The following is an 18507-nucleotide window of genomic DNA, read 5'->3' on the forward strand; positions in this document are numbered from 1 at the left end:
CGGTGCCATGTTGCAGCAGGACGGACAGCGCCGGGCAGCGGCGAGTGCGGTGGCTTTTCTTTCCCGGCATGCGCCGTTCAACAAGATGGACCCGGAGTCCCTGCAATGGTTTGCGGAAAAAGCGCAGATTGTTTTTTATCCGGCGGGGAACCTGATTGTTGGCGCCGATTCCGGTACGGTCCGTTATTTCTATCTGATCGAATCCGGCAAGGTGCAGGCGCGCCAGGCTGGCGAGGTGGTGGTGACGGAATATTCCATTCTCAGCCATGGCCCGGGCGAGAGCTTTCCGATCGGGGCGGTGACGGCCGGGCGGCCATCGACCAACGACTATACCGCCCTGGAAGATACCTTCTGCTACCAGTTGCCGGCCGAGGATTACCTCACGCTGATGGCGAAAAGCCCGGAATTCAATCTGTTCTGCACACAATACATCGCCAGCCTGCTCGACCAGTCGCGGCGCCAATTGCAGGCGCAGTTTGCGCAGAAAGCCAGCGAACAGCAGACGCTCAATTCACCTCTGGCTGGTATCGGTACCCGCAATCCGCTGGCCGTGTTGCCGGAAACGCCGTTGCGCGATGCCTTTCAGGCCATGTCGCAGGCCAACGTCGGCTCGGTGGTCGTGGTCGATGGCGAACAGAAACCTATGGGGATTTTTACCCGCAGTGATCTGCTCGATCGGGTGGTACTGGCCGAATTGCCATTGACGACGGCCATTCGCGAAGCCATGTCGCCGTCGCCAACGAGTCTGAACGAACATGCCACGGCCTACGATGCCATGCTGGCCATGGCCAAGGAAGGCATCCGCCACGTGCTCATCACCGATCACGCGGGGGCCTTGAGTGGCATCGTCTCGGAGCGCGACCTGTTTGCCTTGCAGCGTGTCGGCCTGCGCCAGATTCGCCAGACCATAGAAGCCGCCCCGGATGTCGATGCCTTGAAAACGGCAGCGGCGGATGTGCGCCAGCTGTCCTTCAACATGCTGGCCCAGGGGATTGGCGCCGAGCAGCTGACCCAGTTCATTTCGGCCCTGAACGACGCGTTGACCCGGCGTGTGCTGCAACTCAACCTGGAGCGCCATGATTTTTCCGGCATCGACTGGTGCTGGCTGGCCTTTGGTTCGGAAGGGCGGGACGAGCAGACTTTCAGTACCGATCAGGATAATGGCATCGTCTTCCAGGTGCCGCCGGGCGAAGATCAGGCCGAGCTGAAAAAACGCCTGCTGGCGTTTGCCCTGGAGGTCAACAAATCGCTCGACCAGATCGGCTTTCCGCTGTGCAAGGGCGACATCATGGCAAGTAACCCGCAGTGGTGCCTGACATTGGATGAATGGCGCAATCAGTTTACCGAGTGGATTCGCGTACCGGAGCCGGTGGCGCTGCTGAACGCCAGCATTTTCTTCGATTTCCGGCCGCTGTATGGCAAGGTGGAACTGGCGGACAGCATGCGTCGCCACCTGTTGCACCAGGCGCAGGCGATGCCGGTGTTCCTGCAGGCGATGGCGCGCAACGCGCTCGATGTGGCACCACCATTGGGCAAGATCCGTGATTTCCTGACCGATCTGGAAGCCGATGCGCCGGGCAAGATCGACCTCAAGAAATACGGTTCGCGCATCTTTGTCGACGTGGCGCGGATTTACGCTCTGGCGGCCGGGGTGCATAGCACCAACACCCTGCAGCGCCTGCGTCTGTCGGCGCAGAAAATGAACATCCGCGGTGACGAGATCAATGCCGTGCTGGATGGCCTGAATTTCATCCAGTTCCTGCGCCTGCAGCATCAGTATCTGAATGGCGAACCGGGGCGGCAGGGCGACAATCTGATTGATCCGGAAAAGCTGAACGAGCTTGACCGCCGCATCCTGAAGGAATCCTTCCGTCAGGCGCGCAAGATACAGTCGCGTCTGAAACTCGATTATCAGGTGAATCACTGACATGTTTGGCATCAAGAAACTTTTCTCTGGTGTGGCAGAGGCGGCGAGTCTGCCGGCGGATGTCAGGGCAGCACTGACCGACTGGCAGGCACGCGTTGTCGACGATCTGGAGTCGACCCACTTTCTGACCCGTTATGTGGTGCTTGATATCGTCACTGACGGTCCCGACCCGGAACGCCATCGGCTGACCGGTCTGGCCGCAACGGAGGTGCACCGTGGCGTAGTGGCGCCGGCACGCAGCATGTATCTCGACTTGTTGGAAGTGGCAGACGAAGAGGATCGTGCCCGGCGCCTGACCGCGTTTCTGCAGTTCATCGGCAAGGCGCCGCTGGTGGTGTTTTATGCCGCCTATGTGGGTGGTTTTTTGCTGCCGGCCCTGCGTCAACACCTGGGGTTGTCGCTACAACCGCGTTGGGTGGACCTGGCCTGGTTGCTGCCAGCACTGTTTGCCGACAAAAGCCACCAGCCGATGCCGCTCGATGACTGGCTGCAGCTCTTCGGCCTCGATCCGGGCGAGGGGCGGCGCAGTCCGAACGAGAACTGCCTGGCACTGGCGCGCCTGTTCCAGATGCTGGTGGTGCGCGCCCATAGCAAGGGGGTCGATACCGTGGCCGCGCTGATCGAGGAATCAAAGGCCAGCAGCCACCTGCGGCGCAGTCACTGAGGCGTGGTGGTGTTGTGCGACTGACCCGGCTGCAACGCTACTACCTCTACTACACCGTCCTGTTCCTTCTGTTTACGGGGTTTTTGGCGGTGCTCGAACGGCACGGCATGCCGCCGCGCTGGATTGGCTATGCCTTTCTGGTGTTTACCGTATCGATGTACGCCACCATCGGCGTGTTCAGCCGTACCTCCGATGTCTCCGAATATTATGTGGCCGGTCGCCGGGTGCCGGCGTTCTTCAACGGCATGGCTACCGGGGCCGACTGGATGAGTGCCGCCTCCTTCATGGGGCTGGCGGGTACCCTGTATTTGCAGGGATTTCAGGGGCTGGCCTACATCGTTGGCTGGACCGGCGGTTTCGTGCTGGTGGCGTTGCTGCTGGCGCCTTATCTGCGGCGTTTCGGACAATTCACGATTCCAGACTTCCTGAGTGCCCGTTATGGTGGTAACGCGGTGCGGCTGATTGCAGTGTTTGCCGCCATTCTGGCTTCCTTCGTTTATGTGGTGGCGCAGATTTACGGCGTGGGGGTGATTACCAGCCGGTTTGTCAGCCTGCAATTTGAAATCGGGGTGTTTGTCGGCTTGGCCGGCGTTCTGGTCTGTTCCTTTCTGGGCGGCATGCGGGCGATTACCTGGACGCAGGTGGCGCAGTATCTGATTCTGATCGTTGCCTATCTGACGCCGGTGGCCATCCTGTCCTACAAGGTGACCGGGGTGCCCGTGCCGCAGGTGGTGTATGGCAGTGTGCTGCAGCAGGTGACGGCGCTGGAGACGGAATTGTTTGTGGCGCCGGCCGAAACCGAGGTGCGTGAACTGTATCGGGAGCGCGCGGCCACCTATGCCGAGAAAATTCAGCATTTGCCCCACTCGTTGCTGGAAGAGCGCGCCTATTACGCGGCCGAGGTCGAGCGCCTGCGTAGCAGCGATGCCCAGATGCGGGAGGTGGTGGCGCTGGAGCGGCAGCGGCGGGAATTGCCGAAAACCTCGGAAGAAGCCCGGCACCATTGGGAGCGGGCGCAGCACGAAGCGCTTGAGCGCAGCCAGCCGCCGCGGCCACATGCGGAGGCTTTCCCAGGTACGACCGAAGCCGAGCGCAATGTACTGCGCAATAACTTTCTGGCACTGGTGTTCTGTCTGACCATCGGTACCGCCGCACTGCCGCACGTCCTGATGCGTTACTACACCACGCCCAGTGTCGCGCAGGCGCGGCAATCGGTTTTCTGGTCATTGTTGTTCATCGGCATACTCTATGTGACCGCGCCGGCCTATGCCGTATTTGCCAAGTTCGAGGTGCTGTCCAATCTGGTGGGGATTCCGATTGCCAAACTGCCCGGGTGGGTAATGGCGTGGACCAAGATCGGATTGATTTCGATTGAGGACATCAACGGCGACGGCCTGCTGCAATTTGCCGAGCTGTCGTTGAATCCGGACGTGATCGTGCTGGCAACGCCGGAAATTGCCGGCATGCCCTATGTCGTTTCCGGCTTGGTCGCGGCGGGGGGGCTGGCGGCAGCCTTGTCCACTGCCGACGGTCTGTTGCTGACGATTACCAGCGCCCTGTCCCACGATGTGTATTTCCGGGTTTTTCGTCCGCAGTCGTCCACGCAATTCCGCCTGGTGATCGCTAAAATCCTGTTGCTGGTGGTGGCCCTGATGGCCGCCTTGGTGGCAGCACAGAAGCCCGGGACGATTTTGTCGATGGTGGCCTGGGCATTCTCCATTGCTGGCGCAGCGCTGTTTCCGGCGCTGGTATTGGGGATTTTCTGGGCACGTGCGACGCGCGCCGGCGCGATTGCCAGCATGCTGGTGGGGCTTGGCCTGACCCTGTATTACATTGCCCGCATGGAATTTGGTGGTCATGCCTGGCTGGGGCTGGGAGAGGAAATGCTCGGGCCATGGTTTGATCTGCATTCCACTTCCGCTGGGGTATTCGGTATTGTTGCGGGCTTCGTGACGCATGTCGTCGTCAGCCTGCTGACCCCGGCTAATCCAGAGGCGGAAGATTTTCTCGCTTGTGTGCGTGAGCCAAGCGAACAGTTGGGACGGAGTTGATGCCACAACCAGAAATATCCCCCTACTGGCGCCGGACGCGCCGTTTGACCGGGAGCCTGCTGCTGGTCTGGTATGTGCTGACCTTCGGGGTGGTTTTTTTTGCCCGTGAACTGAACGAATTCAACTGGTTAGGCTTTCCCCTGGGTTTTTATTTTGCGGCCCAGGGGGTGTTTTTCTGCTATCTCGGCATTGTGGTGTATTACAACCGCAGGATGCAGTCTCTCGATGCTGTACATACCGTGCCGTCGGGGCAGGGTGGGGAATGAGCGTTCTGGTTTTTTGCCTGTCGGCCTTGCGTGCCATCGTCGAGATGCTGGGCCTGGCGTTACTGGCTCAGGGGGCTCTGGCCTTGTTGGCGGGCAGCGCCCGCAACACTAACCCGATCTACCAGCTCTTTGCGCTCATTACCCGCCGGCCACGGCATCTCTGCGGCAAATTAATCCCCGGCGTGCGCCGCCCTTGGTGGGAGGGCGCGCTGTGTTTCGCCCTGCTGGCGATGATCTGGATCGCCTTGGCGGCGTGGCGGCTGGCTTTGCTGACGTCAGTTGCGTGAATGCTCTCTGGCTCGACTCAGCGCAATTGATCCAGTTGTGTCGCCAGCTGGTGCGTGGTTTCGCTCAGTTCGGGGAGCAGCAGATCGGCTGCATCGCCCATGCCATTCTGGCTGAGGGTGGTGATTTCATTGGCCAGCGAGTGAAAGCGCAGGTGCAGGGCAATCAGTTCAGGGCTGGCGTTGTGGGCTTCAAGGGCGCCCGCCAGGAGGCAGCTGCGGTGTTCCGACAAGGGCATCTCGGCATAATTGCCGCCAGCGAATGCATTGAAAAACTGACGTCGCCACTTGCTGTGCAAGCGGATTGCCTCTTCGATCTGGGTCGGCATTAATTTGGCCACTCTGTGCTCTCCCCGGCCCTGCCGGCTGAATATCCTGATGCGCCGTATTATGCCGCAGCGGGCTGCACATCTTCAATGCGCGCAGCTGCGTCGCCAGCAAGCGGGCTTTTCGAGTGGAGATAAATCAGGTGCGGGAGCGTTGAAGATGGCGTGGGCACGGGCCAGACGTTCTTGCTCGGCGGCGCAGATTCCGACAAAGGCTTCAAACCATTTCTGCAGGCGGTTCATGTCTTCTCCTTGGGGTGATTCAGGAAGTGCTGGATAAACAAACAGTGGTCGCAAGATTAAATCACGACTGTTTATTTGTACAGTACTTTGTTTTGTGCTGGATTACGGTTGGAAACAATCCATAAAAAAACAGGCTTCCGCGAGCGTATAATTGCGCCCCATGTTAGAAAACACGACCTCTGAAGCCGCGTTGGCGGCACCTGAAACCACGTTTGCTGATCTGGGCCTGGCGCCCGAATTGTTGCGTGCCCTCAACGATCTCGGCTACAGCAAACCGACCCCGATCCAGGCGAAAGCGATTCCCCTGGTGATTGCCGGCCAGGACATCATGGGTGGGGCGCAGACCGGGACCGGCAAGACCGCTGCCTTCACCTTGCCCATCCTGCAGCGCATCCTGCCCTTCGCCAGCAGCAGCCCTTCGCCCGCCCGGCATCCGGTGCGTGCCCTGATTCTGGCGCCGACGCGCGAACTGGCGCTACAAGTGTATGAATCGGTGGCGGCCTACAGCAAACACACGCCGCTGCGCGCCATGTGCGCTTATGGCGGGGTGGATATCAAGCCGCAGATTGCCGAATTGAAGAAGGGCGTGGAAATTCTGGTGGCGACGCCGGGACGACTGCTCGACCACGTCGAGTCGAAGAGTGTCAGTTTCAATTCGGTTCAGGCGCTGGTGCTGGATGAGGCGGATCGCATGCTCGACATGGGCTTCATCCCCGATGTCACGCGTATTCTCAAGATGCTGCCTGCGCAACGGCAGAGCCTGCTGTTTTCGGCCACGTTTTCCGATGACATCAAGAAGCTGGCCGATACCATGCTGCACAATCCCGTGCTGGTGGAAGTGGCGCGGCGGAATCAGGTATCGGACACCATCACCCACCGCGTGCACCCGGTCTCGGAGTGGGGGAAGCGCGGTTTGCTGATCAAACTGCTCAAATCCGGGGATATTCGTCAGTGCATCGTGTTCATGCGCACCAAGCAAGGGTGTTCGCGTTTGACGCGGGAGTTGCAGCGGGCAGGTATCCATGCCGATGCGATTCATGGTGACAAGAGCCAGCTGGAGCGCATCAAGGCGCTCGACGCCTTCAAGGCGGGCGGTACCCAGGCGCTGGTGGCGACCGATGTGGCGGCACGCGGGCTGGATATCGACGATCTGCCCTACGTGATCAATTACGAATTGCCGCATGTGCCGGAAGACTACGTGCATCGTATCGGCCGGACGGGGCGTGCCGGGCGTCAGGGGAATGCGATTTCCCTGGTCAGCGCGCACGAAGTGGCCTATCTCGTAGAAATCGAGAAACTGATCAAGCGTCCGATCGAGCAGATCGAAATTGCTGGTTTCGAGGCCGAAGCGGAATATGAGTATCCGCCCGGCAACAAGAAAAAACGTCCGCCGCCGGTACGTGCGCCGCTGTCCGAGAAACCGCAGCGCAAAGGACGGCGTGATTCGACCATCGCTGCGGATGGTTTTGATTTCAGCAAGCCCTACGAGCCTAAAGCAAGCCTGAGTGTGGCCGGTAATACTGCGGCGGCACCGGCTACCGTCCCGCCAAACAAACCGCGCAAGATGGTCGCTGCCTTGCTGGGCGGGATGGGGCGTAAGCCTGTCTGAATCGCTGCAGGTTTATGCAGGCTTGTGGCCGGGTTTTCTGGTGGCCTCCTGCAGGCGAATAACCACCAGTGACAGATTGTCACCGCTACCGCTGGCCCGTTCACGGGCCAGCCGGATGATTTTCTGACAGGCCTCGCGCGCTGAATTCTCATTGAGCAGGCAGCCGAGTTCATCATCGCTGAAGTAGGCCCAGATGCCATCGGAGCACAGAATGAAGTTGTCGCCGGCGCTGGGTGCGTTGTGCTCTGCAAAGTCAAAGCGCGGCGCGTTCTCTCCTCCCAGTGAAGTCATCAGGACGTTGCGGTTGGGGTGGGTCAGGGCCTGCAGCGGCGTGATGCGTCCGCTGGCGACCAGGTGTTCGACGTAGGAGTGGTCGACCGTTCGCGTCTGCAGGTGCTTGCCGTGAAAATGATACAGGCGGCTGTCACCGCAATAGCCCCAGGTGATGTGGCCAGGTTGCACAACCATGGCAACCGCTGTGCTGTGGGGGTCTTTTTCGTTGATGAAGCGCGATGCCTTGATCATGGTATGTGCTTCATGCATGCTGTTTTCAAGCAGATAGCGCGGGTTTTCCTCGCCCGGCGCAAAGTGCTCCAGATTGGTGCGTGCGGTGTGTACGACCTGCTCCGCCGCCAGAGCGCCCCCCGTGTGCCCCCCCATGCCATCCGCCACGATGGCGAGCAGAACCCCTTTGTGACGGGGGTGTGGGAAGATGGCAACACGGTCTTGTTGTTCCTTGCGGTCCCCTTGGTGTTGGGCGGCGCAGGCATCGATGGTGAGTGGCATGGCGGTCCCTTGTGGAGGGCGAATACTAACGCAAAGCCCCTATCTTGCGGAGGGTCGAGTCAACTTATGACACGGTATAATGGCCCGTTATTGGAGAAAGCCTGAGCCATGACGTACACCCCACCGTTGCCGGATTGGCGTACCCCGGAAAATCGGGCCTTATTGACCCGCTTGCTGGCCAGTCTCGATCAGATGACACCGTCAGTGACGATGGTTGAGGGGGCGCTGGTTGTCGATGGGGCGTACACGGCCTGGCCAAAAATTCGGGTGTGTCTGCTGGCTACGTTGAACGACGCCAAGAATTCCGATTGCCATAAAATCATCGAGCATCTGGCGAATACCAATACGCCGTTCATGCTTTTTGCGCACCAGTTTGGCGTATTGCGCAATCTGGTGCTCAAGGAGGCGCTGGCGGAACGTGATATCGATGTGGTTGAACAAGTGATGAACTTGTTTGGGACCATGGAAGAAGAGTTCGCGGCAATCTATCTGAAAATATTTCTCAATCGCCTGGGGACGCGAAACCATGTTCGCCTAGGGCATATCCGGGCGTTGGATGATCAGAATCTGCTGTCCTACTTTGAAAGCCATTTGGTGTGGATGGGGCGTTTGATCGAAGCTGTGCGCCTGCGTCGGCAAGATGTTTTGCCTGAGCTTGACCCGACCCGCTGTCAGTTTGGCTTGTGGCTCAACTCGGAGGGACTGCAGTTGATTCGCGACCGTAGCCATGTCAAACAAATTCAGTTGCTGCATGAAACCATGCACCATGTGGTCGCTGAAATGCAGGACATTTTGCTGTTGCCGCAGGCCAGTAGCCCTTTGTACGCCTTGCTGCGAAAAGCCGAAATTTATTCGTTGGAGCTGGGTAACGAAATTTCGTTGCTCAACAATGTGGTCATCATGAATGTCTACAGCAAGGATGCGTTGACCGGCTTCCTCAGTCGTCGCTTTCTCGATCGCGTGCTGTTTGGACAGATGGAGGTGGCCAAAGCAACCGAAATGCCGTTTTCCGTCATCATGTTCGACTTGGACCATTTCAAGGTGCTGAACGACACGTACGGCCATCTGGCCGGCGACAAGGCACTGGTGCATGTTGCCAGCTTGGTGCGTGAGACACTGCGGCAGTCTGATCTGGTCTTTCGCTATGGCGGCGAAGAGTTCATGCTGGTGTGCCCGTCGACCAATCTGCTGCAGGCGCGTTTGTTGGCAGAAAAGCTGCGGGAGAAAATTGCCGCATCCCCCCTGCAGGGCGAGATACCGATTGCGCTTAGTGCCAGCTTCGGCGTCAGCGAAGTGTCCCCCGACTCTTATCAAGTGGTGGATAGCCGCCTGATCGAGGAAATTATTAGCACCTGTGATGGTCACCTTTACGCAGCCAAGCGTAACGGTCGCAACTGTGTGGCCTGATTTACACTGGCCGCCAGCCTAGTCCGGCTAATGTTTCACCCTGTGGCTTGTATTCGCAGCCAATCCATCCGTTGTACGCGAGTTGTTCCAGAAGACTGAACAGGTAGGGGTAATTGATTTCACCGCTACCAGGTTCGTGGCGTCCGGGGTTGTCGGCGATTTGTATGTGGCCGATGCGCGCGCGGTGGTTGTGGATGGTCCGTGCCAGGTCTCCGTGCATGATCTGGGCATGGTACAGATCCAGTTGCAGCTTGACGTTCGGTGCGGCGATCATTTCCAGCAGGCGGATCGCTTTGGGGATGTTATCCAGCCAGTACCCCGGCATGTCGATGCGGCTATTGATGGGTTCGATCAGCAGTTCGATGCCCAGCGGGGCAAAGAAGCTTGCTGCCTGGCGTAGGTTGGCGAGGTAGGTGGCTTCCAGTTCAAGCTCGTCAATGCCGGCGGGGCGTAATCCGGCCATGCAATGCAGTCGTTGGCAACCCAGCGTGCCGGCGTACTCTGCGGCCACCGCCAGGCTGGCCTTAAATTCTTCTTCCCGGCCGGGCAGGCAGGCCAGCCCACGCTCTCCCGCAGCCCAGTCGCCAGGGGGAAGGTTGAACAGAACTTGCTGCAGCTTGTTTTCTGTCAGCCAGTGGCGGATATCTTTTGTCGGGTAATCGTAGGGAAAAAGGTATTCAACACCACCAAACCCGGCATCGGCTGCCAGTTTGAAGCGATCGGGAAAAGCGGCCTCGGTAAAGAGAAAACTCAGGTTGGCGGCAAATTTGAGCATGAGGAGAGGAGATCGAGCAGGGGGGAAAGTATAATCTGCAGCCTTGAACAGTGAATGCCAACGAAAATAGCGAGGATGGAGAACAAGGATGGAACAAGACAAAATTGAGGCCGCTCCCATGGCAGATGGTGAGCGCAAAGGACACCGCCTCTCGAAAATTGTTACCCGTACCGGCGACGGTGGCACGACGGGTTTGGGCGACGGTAGCCGTACGAGCAAGGACAGTTTGCGTATTCATGCGATTGGTGAGGTGGATGAGCTGAATTCCAGTCTCGGTCTCTTGCTGTGCGAGGATCTGCCGCCGGCGGTGCGGTCGGCGTTGCTGGATATTCAGCACGATCTGTTCGATCTGGGCGGTGAGCTTTGCCTGCCGGGTATGGCGGTGATGCAGGACAGGCAGGTCGAACGCCTGGAAACGCTGACAGAGGAGTTCAATCGGGAGCTGTCCATGCTCAAGGAATTCATCTTGCCTGGTGGTACCCGTCCGGCAGCGGTGGCACATCTGTGCCGGACCATCTGCCGCCGTGCCGAACGTGCCATGGCAGCGTTACATCACGCAGAAACCTTGTCTGATCCGGCGCGTCGTTACATCAACCGCCTCTCCGATTGTCTGTTTGTTCTGGGGCGTCACCTCAATAAAGTGGGTGGTTGCGGTGATGTACTCTGGCAAAAAGGCAAAAATACCGGACATTGATAAAATTATTTCCGCTTGCCGCTTGCATCCGACCTTGAGCTGACCGGATAATCAGCCCATTCCATTTGAGCCACGCCTGTGTACCGCGTCGTCACCACTTACCGCAATGGCAGCCCTCGCCCCGTCGTCGAACGTGGGCCGTGGCACGTTGCGCAGAAAACGGCGGAAGGTTGGGCGGAGACGTTGCGCGGTTTGGGGTACGTCGCCTATGTCGAAGCGCAGAACGGCATGATTGATGCAGGGGGCGGCGAGCCTGCCGGCGGTGCTGATTCTGATCTCATGGCGGCGCTGGCCAGCATGGCCTGAGCCCCGTCGAAACTACAGTATCAGGCGGTAGCGGGAATATAAGCCTGCAGTGCGTCGACTTGCGGAATTTCGATGCGTCGCCCGTCCAGAATGATCAGGCCGAAGCGATGAAGTTCGTTCAGGATTCTGGAAAAATGTTCTTGCGTCAGGTTGAGTTGGGATGCGATCAGGCCCTTGGCAACATCGAGATTGATCACGCCGCTGCTGGCATGGCTGGCTTCCATTTCGCGTAGCAGGTAGCGAACGATGCGCTCGGCCGCGCTGTGCAGTCGCACTGATTCGAAATCTATGACCAGTTGCTGGTAGTCATCGGCCAGGCCTTGCATGATGTTTTGCATGAACAGGGGATTGCTGGCCATTATTTCGTGCATGGCCTGCTTGTTCAGGTGCAGCAACAGGCTGTTGCGAACGGCCTGGGAAAAAAAGGCGTAGGGCTGTTTTGTAAACAGCATGGCGGTGCAGAAGCTTTCTCCCGGGCGGATGATGCGCAACACTTTTTCCTGGCCTTGTGGTGACGCAAAGGCGAGCTTCATCTGACCGCTGAGAAGGATATGCAGGCCGCTGCAGAGATCACCTTGTTGGAACAGTATCTGGCCCTTGCCCACCAGTAATTTTGCGCTGTTCTGCATGAGCAGGTCGCGTTCTGGCGCAGTCAAGACGCAAAATTGCGGCAGGCATTCGAGCCGGCGCGAAAAATCGAGAATTTCCTCCTCGAGCATCTCTCCTCCAAGGTTTGCCACAGTGTCGCAAAGTTAGCACAGGTGTGCACGATTTGACATAGGTCAATTCTGAATCCCGATAGGGCAGTGCAAGCAGCTCAGGCGAGGAATTTTTGCGTGCGTTCCAGAATGGAATGCGCCAGTGCCGGGTTCAGGCAATCGAAAGTTTCGGCGGTGAAGGAATTTCCGAGCCAGGTGATTTGCCGTTTCGCCAGCTGGCGTGTGGCATAGATGCCGCGGTCACGCAATTCATCCAGGGGGAGGCTGCCGTCCAGCGCTTCCCAGGCTTGCCGATAGCCGACGCAGCGCATGGAGGGTAATTCCAGGGAAAGCTGGTATGTGCAGCGCAGTTGGCGTACTTCATCGAGCAGGCCGGCACGCAGCATGGCATCGAATCGCTGCGCGATACGCTCATGCAGTGCGGTGCGGTCAGACGGGAGCAGGGCGAGTTGCAGGAAATTGTAGGGCGGTTCTTCTTGTTCGGCCGCGGCCAGCAGGGTCGACATGGGCTTGCCGCTCGCCAGGCACACTTCCAGCGCGCGCTGGATCCGCTGGCTGTCAGTCGGATGTAAGCGCTCTGCCGTGACAGGGTCCAGCGTTTGCAACAGGGCGTGCATGGCGGGCCATCCCTTGCTGGCGGCATCGCGGTCGATTTGCGCACGCAGTGCTGCGTCAGCCTGTGGCAGTTCTGCCAAGCCATGCAGCAGGGCGCGAAAATACAGCATGGTGCCGCCGACCAGTATTGGTACGCGGCCCGCTGCCGTGATTTCAGCCATTGCTGCCAGCGCATCGGCACGAAAGCGGGCGGCTGAATAGCGCTCCTCAGGTGTGATGAGATCGATCAACCGGTGTGGGTAGCGTGTCAGTAGCCCGACATCAGGCTTGGCTGTGCCGATGTTCATGTCGACGAAAACCTGTGCCGAGTCGACACTGATCAACTCGACCGGGAGGGCGTCATACAAGGCCATGGCCGCTGCCGTTTTACCGGAAGCGGTGGGGCCCATCAGCAAAATGGCAGGAGGCAGGGGGCGCATGGGGCTGCAATCGGAGTTTTTGTTTTGACCGGTATTTACAGACGGAAGTGCCCCACTTCGTTTTCCAGGCTGGCAGCCAGGTTGGTCAGTTGGCTGGCGTTGCCGTTTACCCTTTGGGAAACCTGCTCCGTTTCCTCGGCCACTTGGGCGGCGCCTTCAATGCGTTGAGTAATGTTCTGGGCTGCAGCAGATTGTTCCTGGACGGCGTTTGAAATATCGCGCACTGCCTTGGCAATGTGCTGGGTCGCTCGTTCGATGCTCTCTAGCGCGGTTTCGGCATGTGCGCTTGCCAGGCCACCCTGATGGGCTTCCTTCACGGCGTCGCCGATGACAGCCTGGACAGTGCTGACGCCGCTGCTGACACGGCCCAGAATTTCGCCGATTTCTCCTGCTGATTTGGCGGATTGTTCCGCCAGTTTACGCACTTCGTCGGCGACTACGGCAAAGCCCCGGCCGACTTCTCCTGCACGAGCTGCTTCGATGGCAGCATTGAGTGCAAGCAGATTGGTTTGCTCGGCAATCTGACGGATGGCATTGACGACCTGGCCGATCTCTGCCGAATGGCCACCCAAGATCTCTACCTCAGCCAGGGCGGAGCCGACGCGTTCCTGGATCTGCTGAATCGCGGCGATTGCCTGCAGGGTGACAGCCTTGCCTTTTTCCACTTCACTGACCGCTTCTTCGGCGAAAGCATCTGTCTGCCGTGCGGAATCTGCCACTTGGTCGATGGAGACCGACAACTCTTCCGAAGAGGAACTCATGTCATTGACCGTTTCGGCGAGTTGCCCGATGCTGCCTTGCAACTGATTGGCTGAGGCGGAGATGTCCGTGGCGCAGCCGCGCAAGCCGTCGGAAGATTGGCGCAGCGTGCTGACCAGGCCGCTCATGGCGCCGGCGGTGTCGTTGACTTGCTGCGCGACGCGGTGGATTTCATTGTCCGAATCCGGCAAAACCGGGATGCGCTCGCTGAGATCACCTGCGCCCAGCGTCTGCAGCCCATGCTTGATGTCGTCGAGCGGTTTGAGTTGTGTACGGATCAGCAGGGTGATGGCGGCAAGAAGGATGCCGGCGAACAGCGCCAGGCCAAGCAGAATGATGTTCCTGATGCGGTCGTAAGGTGCTGTGAATTCATCAAGCCAGGAGCCGGTCGCTACGACCCAGTGCAAGGCGGGAATCGATTGGAAGACGACGATTTTCTGGCGTGTGTTGCCGTTTTCGTCAGGCCAGTCATAAAGCACCAGGCCTTTTTTATCGACCAGCATTTTTTCCAGAACGCCGATGATAGTACTGTTGCCCAGAGCCGAGAATTCCTTGCCCTCGAACTGGGGATGGACAACAAAACGCCCGGCAGTGCTGTCACCGGTGGGTTCGGCCAGGATGTAAGGATAGCCCGATTGGCCGACAACGATGCTGCGCAGTTTGTCCTTGAGGATGGCGATGTTGCTTTCGGCGTCCATGCGCATGGTGTAAATGCCGATTACATTGCCGTTGGCATCCTTGATCGGCTTGGAGGCCAATGCATACATCTTGCCGGAGCGCTCCAGTGTCCCACTGTATGCCTTGCCTTCGGCTGCCGCCTTGACATAGGCCTCACTGACCTCTTCCCCATCCCGGCTTTGCCCGCTCTTGTTTTTCAGCAAGGTTGATGCCCGATAAAAGCGTTCGCCGTCCCTGACCAGGAAGGATGGGTCATGCCCAGGATTGATACGGCGAAATTCTTCCAGGTAGTTCTGATTGCCGTTACCAGGAATGTTGCCTAGCATCAATTCGGGGCGCTCCTGCCCACCTTGCATGACCTTGTTGCCAGTCAGCCGGGCAGGGGGCAGTGCGTTGATGAACTGGTCGAGGCTGGCGGCTGTTCGCTGCTCCAGTGTTTCCTGTGCATATTCGAGCGTGCGGGAAATCAGGTCGACTTCTACTTGCAAGGCTGTCTTGGTTTCCTGCAGCGCAATTTCCCGGGTGTATGTCGAAAGCGTTAGGGCAAGAACGGAAAGCGCAATCAGGCAGAGTGCAGCAATTCCCAGCAGGAGTTGCCTGCCAATTGGTTGGCGTGCGAAATACGTGAACATGAACAGAACCCGGGGAATTTGATGAGGGCCCGGAGTTTACAGACTATTCGCGAAATGATGTAGGGATTGTGATGCCTGTTGTTTTATGGCTGGCGCGTAGGAAAGTATGATTTTCGTATTGTTTTGCTGAAAATAACCAATGCTCCAAGGGCGAGTGCACGAGATGCGTGCTTTCGTCACGATCCCTGAGTCAAGCGCGGGCCAGTTCCGAGCTTGGATAATCGGGACGGTAGGTGTCGCGCTGACCAGCAACCAACTTGCCGATTAGAAATGCGAAGGTAGAGGATGGCTTCGCCGGAGGTGTTCATAAACCTCCATCAACTCAATTACTCGCTCATTACGCTGCCGCGCCAGCGCTTCCTTCATGCATTCAACCAGCATCATGTGCAGGCGGCACACGCCTTCCGGTGAGCATAGTAGCGCCTCGCTCATTTCGGCCGCGACGATCATTGGCACGCCCGTGTGATCAGCAATGACCTCAATGACATCATCGTTCAGGTCGCAATAGTCGAGAATGTCTTGCATGGAGAGCATGATTTCCTCCAGTTTGGCGGGTCAGTGATGGTGCGAACTGCCCTCCTTGGTGTTAATTATGGGTGGAGGCGTTACGCTTTGTTTATAACACGTTGCGCGACAAATGCAAGGCAGGGTCGGCGTTCTCAGAAATCGAGCCCAGAGAGGGGGAGTGCCTTGACCGTGCGTGAAAGATCGAGGTGCGTGTGCTTTTTAAGCGCTATGGCACGCGCGCTCAATGTTGTGTGATCAACGCAGACACGTTCTTCCCCGCGTGCGAAAACCAGGGTATTACCGCTGGCGCAGGGTGGGAAAGCTACCGTCTGCTGCGAAAAAGCGGTATCGATGGCGCTGATTTGTTCGCGCCAGCCAGTTTCGCGCAAGACATTGACACAGAAAATCCCGGAACTGCTCAGCTGTGTCCGACAGTTCTGGTAGAAGGCAGGGGAGGCTAGTTCGCCGGGTTGCCCATCCGGAGAGAAGCCATCGACCAGGATGAGGTCGAAGCGGTGTTTACTGCTGGCAAGATAAGCTGCGCCGCAGCCGATCTGTATGTTGAAGTGCGTGGATTCGGCTGGTAGTTTGAAATACTGGCGGGCGATGAATTCAACCTGAGGATTGATTTCGACCACAGTGGTCCGGCAGGACGGCAGATAGCGATGAATGAATTTCGCCAGGGAGCCGGCACCCAGGCCGATCAAGAGCGCGCGCCTGGGCCAGCGCTTGAACTGTTCGCCCGCGTCGCGCAGGAGCAGGCTGGCCATCATGACCTGCGTGTACTCCAGCACCAGTGCATGCGGGCGGCAGATGCGCATGGCGCCTTGAACCCAATCGGAGCCGAAGTGCAGATTGCGGATTCCTGCGCTTTCGCTGATTTCAATCGGGTGCATGCTCAGTGCTCGTGGGTGGGGTGACAGGTAGTCCGCAGCTTGTCGGTGGTGCCCCCAGGTGGAATCGAACCACCAATTCGCCCTTAGGAGGGGCGTGTTATATCCATTTAACTATGGAGGCATGCCGAATCAATCAGAGGGGCGCATTGTACCGGTTGGGCTTTGCTTCGGGTAGCGCTGCGGAGGCGTCAGCAAAGTCTTGCCGCGAGCTTCAAGGCTGGGTGCGCAGGACACCATAGATCAGGATGTGGCGTTGGAGTACGGGATCAAACGCTGCGGGGACAATGGCAAGAGGATGGGTTTCGCTGCTTAAGCCCTGCGCACAAAGCCACTCGCTGGCAGCGGTGTGTGCTTCGACAAAACTTGCAAACAGGGCATCCAATGCTCTATCGCGGACTGGCAGGAAGGCCTGGCTCGAACGATCCAGCAACTGATCGTGGTCGAGGCGTTGCACGGCATAGCCATCGGCAGGACGGGGTAACGGCAGGCTATGCAGGTCGAATGGGTCGCCGAATGCAGTGGCAGGAAACGATAAAGCCATGTCCGATCTTAATCGCCAGTGGCCGGGTTGAGCATGTGGCGTAACACCAATATGCGATCCTTCAGTGCCAGTTTCTGTTTTTTCAGGCGGCGAATGAGCAGGGGGTCGGCATTGGTCAGCTGGTCCAGGTGTGTGATATTTCGATCGAGTTCGCGATGCTCGCTTTCAAGTTGGTGCAGCTTGTGGCGGATGTCGGTAATTTCAGCTTCGGTAAGCGGACGCAAGGTCACGGGAGTGCTCCTGACAGCAACGGGGGTTTTGCTTAGAATAACCGAACCAATAACAGGAGGAGAACAACATGCAACACCACATCATCGTTTCTTTTGGCAAGGACGCTGAATACGAGTATCGCTTGTCCGCGCCGGGCGCTGCCGAGGAAGCCCGGCAGTGGTTTGACCGCGAGTTCGTTACGCTGGAGTGTGATGTGGCAACACCGACTGGCAAGATTCTTGCGGTTGATCGAATCCTGAGTGTCGCTAAGTATGCAGGGAGCGATCGGTTCAGAACGGATGTCGTCTGGGCGGAACAGTTTGCCAAGAATACGGCAGCCATCCTGGGGCGTGACCTGATCCGGGTTGATGTCGAGCAGTACAGCATTGGCTACTGATTAAAAGCAGGATACATAGAGTGAGCAAGGCGTTTGTTCGCGAAAGTGAGGGCGACGATGAGGAAAACCTCTCGCCGGCTTTGCGTATCCCGCCCGGTACGCGCAACTACATTACACCGGCAGGGTATGCCCGTCTCAAGGAAGAGCTTGAGGAGCTCGTCAAGCACGAACGCCCGCGGATCGTCGAGATTGTTGCTTGGGCAGCCTCCAATGGTGACCGGTCGGAAAATGGTGACTATATCTATGGTAAACGTCGTCTCCGGGAAATCGACCGGCGGATCCGCTTCCTTACCAAGCGGCTGGATATCGCCGAAGTAGTCGACCCGCTGCAACATGGTGACAACGATCAGGTGTTTTTTGGCGCAACAGTAACCCTGTGCGATACCGAGGGGCAGGAGCAGACTTACACCATTGTTGGAATAGATGAGGCGGATGCCACCCTGGGCCGCATTAGCTGGATATCGCCACTGGCACGGGCGCTGATTAAATCGCGAGAGGGCGATAGCGTCCGGTTCCAGAGCCCGGCCGGCATACGTGAGATAGAAATCATGGAAGTTCGCTACGCGGCCGTGGCATAGATCCTGGTGCTTCGTTTCTGACAATCCGTTGGCAAAGCAAAAATCTTTCGAAAAGTAGTTGACGGAATTTTTGGAGTCGGTAGAATGCGCGGCTTCCTTGAGTTGCCGGGGATTTCCGGGGTTTGAGGGGGTTTTGAAGAAAAAGAAATTTTTTCAAAACCGCTTGACAGAAGCTAGTTGGTCTTTCATAATCTCGCTTCTTTGCTTCGTTGGAAGCC

General features: G+C 58.1%; 22 protein-coding genes and 1 tRNA gene. 11 read left to right on the top strand and 12 right to left on the bottom strand.

Annotation, left to right across the window (positions count from 1 at the left end; all coding sequences use genetic code 11):
- Positions 1–7: 7 nt before the first annotated feature.
- The 5 genes from JYJ39_RS04675 to JYJ39_RS04695 are packed head-to-tail and all read left to right on the top strand — an operon-like array spanning position 8 to position 5195.
- Positions 8–1927: a DUF294 nucleotidyltransferase-like domain-containing protein gene (locus tag JYJ39_RS04675; RefSeq protein WP_205202505.1), complete on the top strand. Its 1920-nt coding sequence runs from the start codon at positions 8–10 to the stop codon at positions 1925–1927.
- A gap of 1 nt (position 1928) precedes the next feature.
- The gene (locus JYJ39_RS04680) at positions 1929–2591 is read left to right on the top strand and encodes a hypothetical protein (RefSeq protein ID WP_205202454.1); all 663 of its coding nucleotides are present in this window, start codon (positions 1929–1931) and stop codon (positions 2589–2591) included.
- Between the two features lie 14 nt (positions 2592–2605).
- Positions 2606–4642, top strand: coding sequence for a sodium:solute symporter family protein (locus JYJ39_RS04685; protein ID WP_240189541.1), 2037 nt, complete (start codon positions 2606–2608; stop codon positions 4640–4642).
- On the top strand, positions 4642–4908 hold the full coding sequence (locus tag JYJ39_RS04690) for a DUF4212 domain-containing protein (protein ID WP_205202455.1): 267 nt from the start codon (positions 4642–4644) through the stop codon (positions 4906–4908). The genes JYJ39_RS04685 and JYJ39_RS04690 overlap by 1 nt, the downstream gene beginning before the upstream one ends.
- Entirely contained in the window at positions 4905–5195 is a 291-nt protein-coding gene (locus tag JYJ39_RS04695; protein WP_205202457.1) for a hypothetical protein, read from the top strand. The genes JYJ39_RS04690 and JYJ39_RS04695 overlap by 4 nt, the downstream gene beginning before the upstream one ends.
- Positions 5196–5212: 17 nt before the next feature.
- Here the strand turns inward: JYJ39_RS04695 and JYJ39_RS04700 are convergent, their stop codons facing one another.
- On the bottom strand, positions 5213–5533 hold the full coding sequence (locus JYJ39_RS04700) for a CZB domain-containing protein (RefSeq protein ID WP_205202459.1): 321 nt from the start codon (positions 5531–5533) through the stop codon (positions 5213–5215).
- 72 nt (positions 5534–5605) lie between these two features.
- Positions 5606–5761, bottom strand: coding sequence for a hypothetical protein (locus JYJ39_RS04705; RefSeq protein ID WP_205202460.1), 156 nt, complete (start codon positions 5759–5761; stop codon positions 5606–5608).
- A gap of 160 nt (positions 5762–5921) precedes the next feature.
- Between JYJ39_RS04705 and JYJ39_RS04710 the strand changes: the two genes are divergently transcribed.
- On the top strand, positions 5922–7370 hold the full coding sequence (locus tag JYJ39_RS04710) for a DEAD/DEAH box helicase (protein ID WP_205202461.1): 1449 nt from the start codon (positions 5922–5924) through the stop codon (positions 7368–7370).
- A gap of 12 nt (positions 7371–7382) precedes the next feature.
- On the opposite strand, the gene JYJ39_RS04715 is transcribed toward JYJ39_RS04710, so the two are convergent.
- Positions 7383–8156 carry a PP2C family protein-serine/threonine phosphatase gene (locus tag JYJ39_RS04715; protein ID WP_205202462.1) on the bottom strand — a complete coding sequence of 258 codons (774 nt, stop codon included), beginning with the start codon at positions 8154–8156 and terminating at the stop codon, positions 7383–7385.
- A gap of 108 nt (positions 8157–8264) precedes the next feature.
- On the opposite strand from JYJ39_RS04715, the gene JYJ39_RS04720 reads away from it, so the two are divergent.
- A complete protein-coding gene (locus JYJ39_RS04720; protein ID WP_205202463.1) occupies positions 8265–9563 on the top strand; it encodes a sensor domain-containing diguanylate cyclase in 1299 nt (432 codons plus the stop codon).
- A gap of 1 nt (position 9564) precedes the next feature.
- Here JYJ39_RS04720 and otnI read toward each other — a convergent pair whose 3' ends face one another.
- Positions 9565–10338 (bottom strand): 2-oxo-tetronate isomerase, encoded by a 774-nt coding sequence (gene otnI / locus JYJ39_RS04725; RefSeq protein ID WP_205202464.1) that lies wholly within the window; start codon positions 10336–10338, stop codon positions 9565–9567.
- Between the two features lie 88 nt (positions 10339–10426).
- Here otnI and JYJ39_RS04730 point away from each other — a divergent pair, with 88 nt between their 5' ends.
- Together JYJ39_RS04730 and JYJ39_RS04735 are read left to right on the top strand one after the other, a co-directional pair.
- The gene (locus tag JYJ39_RS04730) at positions 10427–11032 is read left to right on the top strand and encodes a cob(I)yrinic acid a,c-diamide adenosyltransferase (protein ID WP_240189542.1); all 606 of its coding nucleotides are present in this window, start codon (positions 10427–10429) and stop codon (positions 11030–11032) included.
- Between the two features lie 78 nt (positions 11033–11110).
- Positions 11111–11338, top strand: a complete 228-nt coding sequence (locus JYJ39_RS04735) for a hypothetical protein (RefSeq protein WP_205202465.1) — start codon at positions 11111–11113, stop codon at positions 11336–11338.
- A 20-nt stretch (positions 11339–11358) separates the two neighbouring features.
- On the opposite strand, the gene JYJ39_RS04740 is transcribed toward JYJ39_RS04735, so the two are convergent.
- The 8 genes from JYJ39_RS04740 to JYJ39_RS04775 all read right to left on the bottom strand — a co-directional run bounded on the left by JYJ39_RS04740 (position 11359) and on the right by JYJ39_RS04775 (position 17334).
- Complete coding sequence (locus JYJ39_RS04740; protein ID WP_205202467.1) at positions 11359–12057, bottom strand: Crp/Fnr family transcriptional regulator; 699 nt, start codon at positions 12055–12057, stop codon at positions 11359–11361.
- 98 nt (positions 12058–12155) lie between these two features.
- Entirely contained in the window at positions 12156–13091 is a 936-nt protein-coding gene (miaA, locus tag JYJ39_RS04745; RefSeq protein ID WP_205202468.1) for a tRNA (adenosine(37)-N6)-dimethylallyltransferase MiaA, read from the bottom strand.
- A gap of 35 nt (positions 13092–13126) precedes the next feature.
- The gene (locus tag JYJ39_RS04750) at positions 13127–15160 is read right to left on the bottom strand and encodes a methyl-accepting chemotaxis protein (protein WP_205202469.1); all 2034 of its coding nucleotides are present in this window, start codon (positions 15158–15160) and stop codon (positions 13127–13129) included.
- 264 nt (positions 15161–15424) lie between these two features.
- Positions 15425–15694, bottom strand: coding sequence for a hypothetical protein (locus JYJ39_RS04755; protein ID WP_205202470.1), 270 nt, complete (start codon positions 15692–15694; stop codon positions 15425–15427).
- A gap of 125 nt (positions 15695–15819) precedes the next feature.
- Complete coding sequence (locus JYJ39_RS04760; protein ID WP_205202471.1) at positions 15820–16563, bottom strand: fused MFS/spermidine synthase; 744 nt, start codon at positions 16561–16563, stop codon at positions 15820–15822.
- Between the two features lie 46 nt (positions 16564–16609).
- A tRNA-Arg gene (locus tag JYJ39_RS04765) sits at positions 16610–16684 on the bottom strand.
- A 90-nt stretch (positions 16685–16774) separates the two neighbouring features.
- Entirely contained in the window at positions 16775–17104 is a 330-nt protein-coding gene (locus tag JYJ39_RS04770) for a hypothetical protein (protein ID WP_205202472.1), read from the bottom strand.
- An 8-nt stretch (positions 17105–17112) separates the two neighbouring features.
- On the bottom strand, positions 17113–17334 hold the full coding sequence (locus JYJ39_RS04775; protein WP_205202473.1) for a YdcH family protein: 222 nt from the start codon (positions 17332–17334) through the stop codon (positions 17113–17115).
- Positions 17335–17402: 68 nt separating this feature from the next.
- Here JYJ39_RS04775 and JYJ39_RS04780 point away from each other — a divergent pair, with 68 nt between their 5' ends.
- Complete coding sequence (locus JYJ39_RS04780; protein WP_205202474.1) at positions 17403–17711, top strand: hypothetical protein; 309 nt, start codon at positions 17403–17405, stop codon at positions 17709–17711.
- Positions 17712–17731: 20 nt separating this feature from the next.
- Positions 17732–18289: a transcription elongation factor GreB gene (greB, locus tag JYJ39_RS04785; RefSeq protein ID WP_205202479.1), complete on the top strand. Its 558-nt coding sequence runs from the start codon at positions 17732–17734 to the stop codon at positions 18287–18289.
- Positions 18290–18507: the final 218 nt, after the last annotated feature.

The organism is Azonexus hydrophilus, assembly GCF_905120355.1.
Taxonomy (GTDB): Bacteria; Pseudomonadota; Gammaproteobacteria; order Burkholderiales; family Rhodocyclaceae; genus Azonexus.

Excerpts from the sequence above, each read along its gene's own strand:
- JYJ39_RS04675 (WP_205202505.1), top strand. The coding sequence starts at position 8 with ATGTTGCAGCAGGACGGACAGCGCCGGGCAGCGGCGAGTGCGGTGGCT.
- JYJ39_RS04680 (WP_205202454.1), top strand. The coding sequence starts at position 1,929 with ATGTTTGGCATCAAGAAACTTTTCTCTGGTGTGGCAGAGGCGGCGAGT.
- JYJ39_RS04690 (WP_205202455.1), top strand. The coding sequence starts at position 4,642 with ATGCCACAACCAGAAATATCCCCCTACTGGCGCCGGACGCGCCGTTTG.
- JYJ39_RS04695 (WP_205202457.1), top strand. The coding sequence starts at position 4,905 with ATGAGCGTTCTGGTTTTTTGCCTGTCGGCCTTGCGTGCCATCGTCGAG.
- JYJ39_RS04705 (WP_205202460.1), bottom strand. The coding sequence starts at position 5,761 with ATGAACCGCCTGCAGAAATGGTTTGAAGCCTTTGTCGGAATCTGCGCC.
- JYJ39_RS04710 (WP_205202461.1), top strand. The coding sequence starts at position 5,922 with ATGTTAGAAAACACGACCTCTGAAGCCGCGTTGGCGGCACCTGAAACC.
- JYJ39_RS04715 (WP_205202462.1), bottom strand. The coding sequence starts at position 8,156 with ATGCCACTCACCATCGATGCCTGCGCCGCCCAACACCAAGGGGACCGC.
- JYJ39_RS04720 (WP_205202463.1), top strand. The coding sequence starts at position 8,265 with ATGACGTACACCCCACCGTTGCCGGATTGGCGTACCCCGGAAAATCGG.
- otnI (WP_205202464.1), bottom strand. The coding sequence starts at position 10,338 with ATGCTCAAATTTGCCGCCAACCTGAGTTTTCTCTTTACCGAGGCCGCT.
- JYJ39_RS04730 (WP_240189542.1), top strand. The coding sequence starts at position 10,427 with ATGGAACAAGACAAAATTGAGGCCGCTCCCATGGCAGATGGTGAGCGC.
- JYJ39_RS04740 (WP_205202467.1), bottom strand. The coding sequence starts at position 12,057 with ATGCTCGAGGAGGAAATTCTCGATTTTTCGCGCCGGCTCGAATGCCTG.
- miaA (WP_205202468.1), bottom strand. The coding sequence starts at position 13,091 with ATGCGCCCCCTGCCTCCTGCCATTTTGCTGATGGGCCCCACCGCTTCC.
- JYJ39_RS04750 (WP_205202469.1), bottom strand. The coding sequence starts at position 15,160 with ATGTTCACGTATTTCGCACGCCAACCAATTGGCAGGCAACTCCTGCTG.
- JYJ39_RS04755 (WP_205202470.1), bottom strand. The coding sequence starts at position 15,694 with ATGCTCTCCATGCAAGACATTCTCGACTATTGCGACCTGAACGATGAT.
- JYJ39_RS04760 (WP_205202471.1), bottom strand. The coding sequence starts at position 16,563 with ATGCACCCGATTGAAATCAGCGAAAGCGCAGGAATCCGCAATCTGCAC.
- JYJ39_RS04770 (WP_205202472.1), bottom strand. The coding sequence starts at position 17,104 with ATGGCTTTATCGTTTCCTGCCACTGCATTCGGCGACCCATTCGACCTG.
- JYJ39_RS04780 (WP_205202474.1), top strand. The coding sequence starts at position 17,403 with ATGCAACACCACATCATCGTTTCTTTTGGCAAGGACGCTGAATACGAG.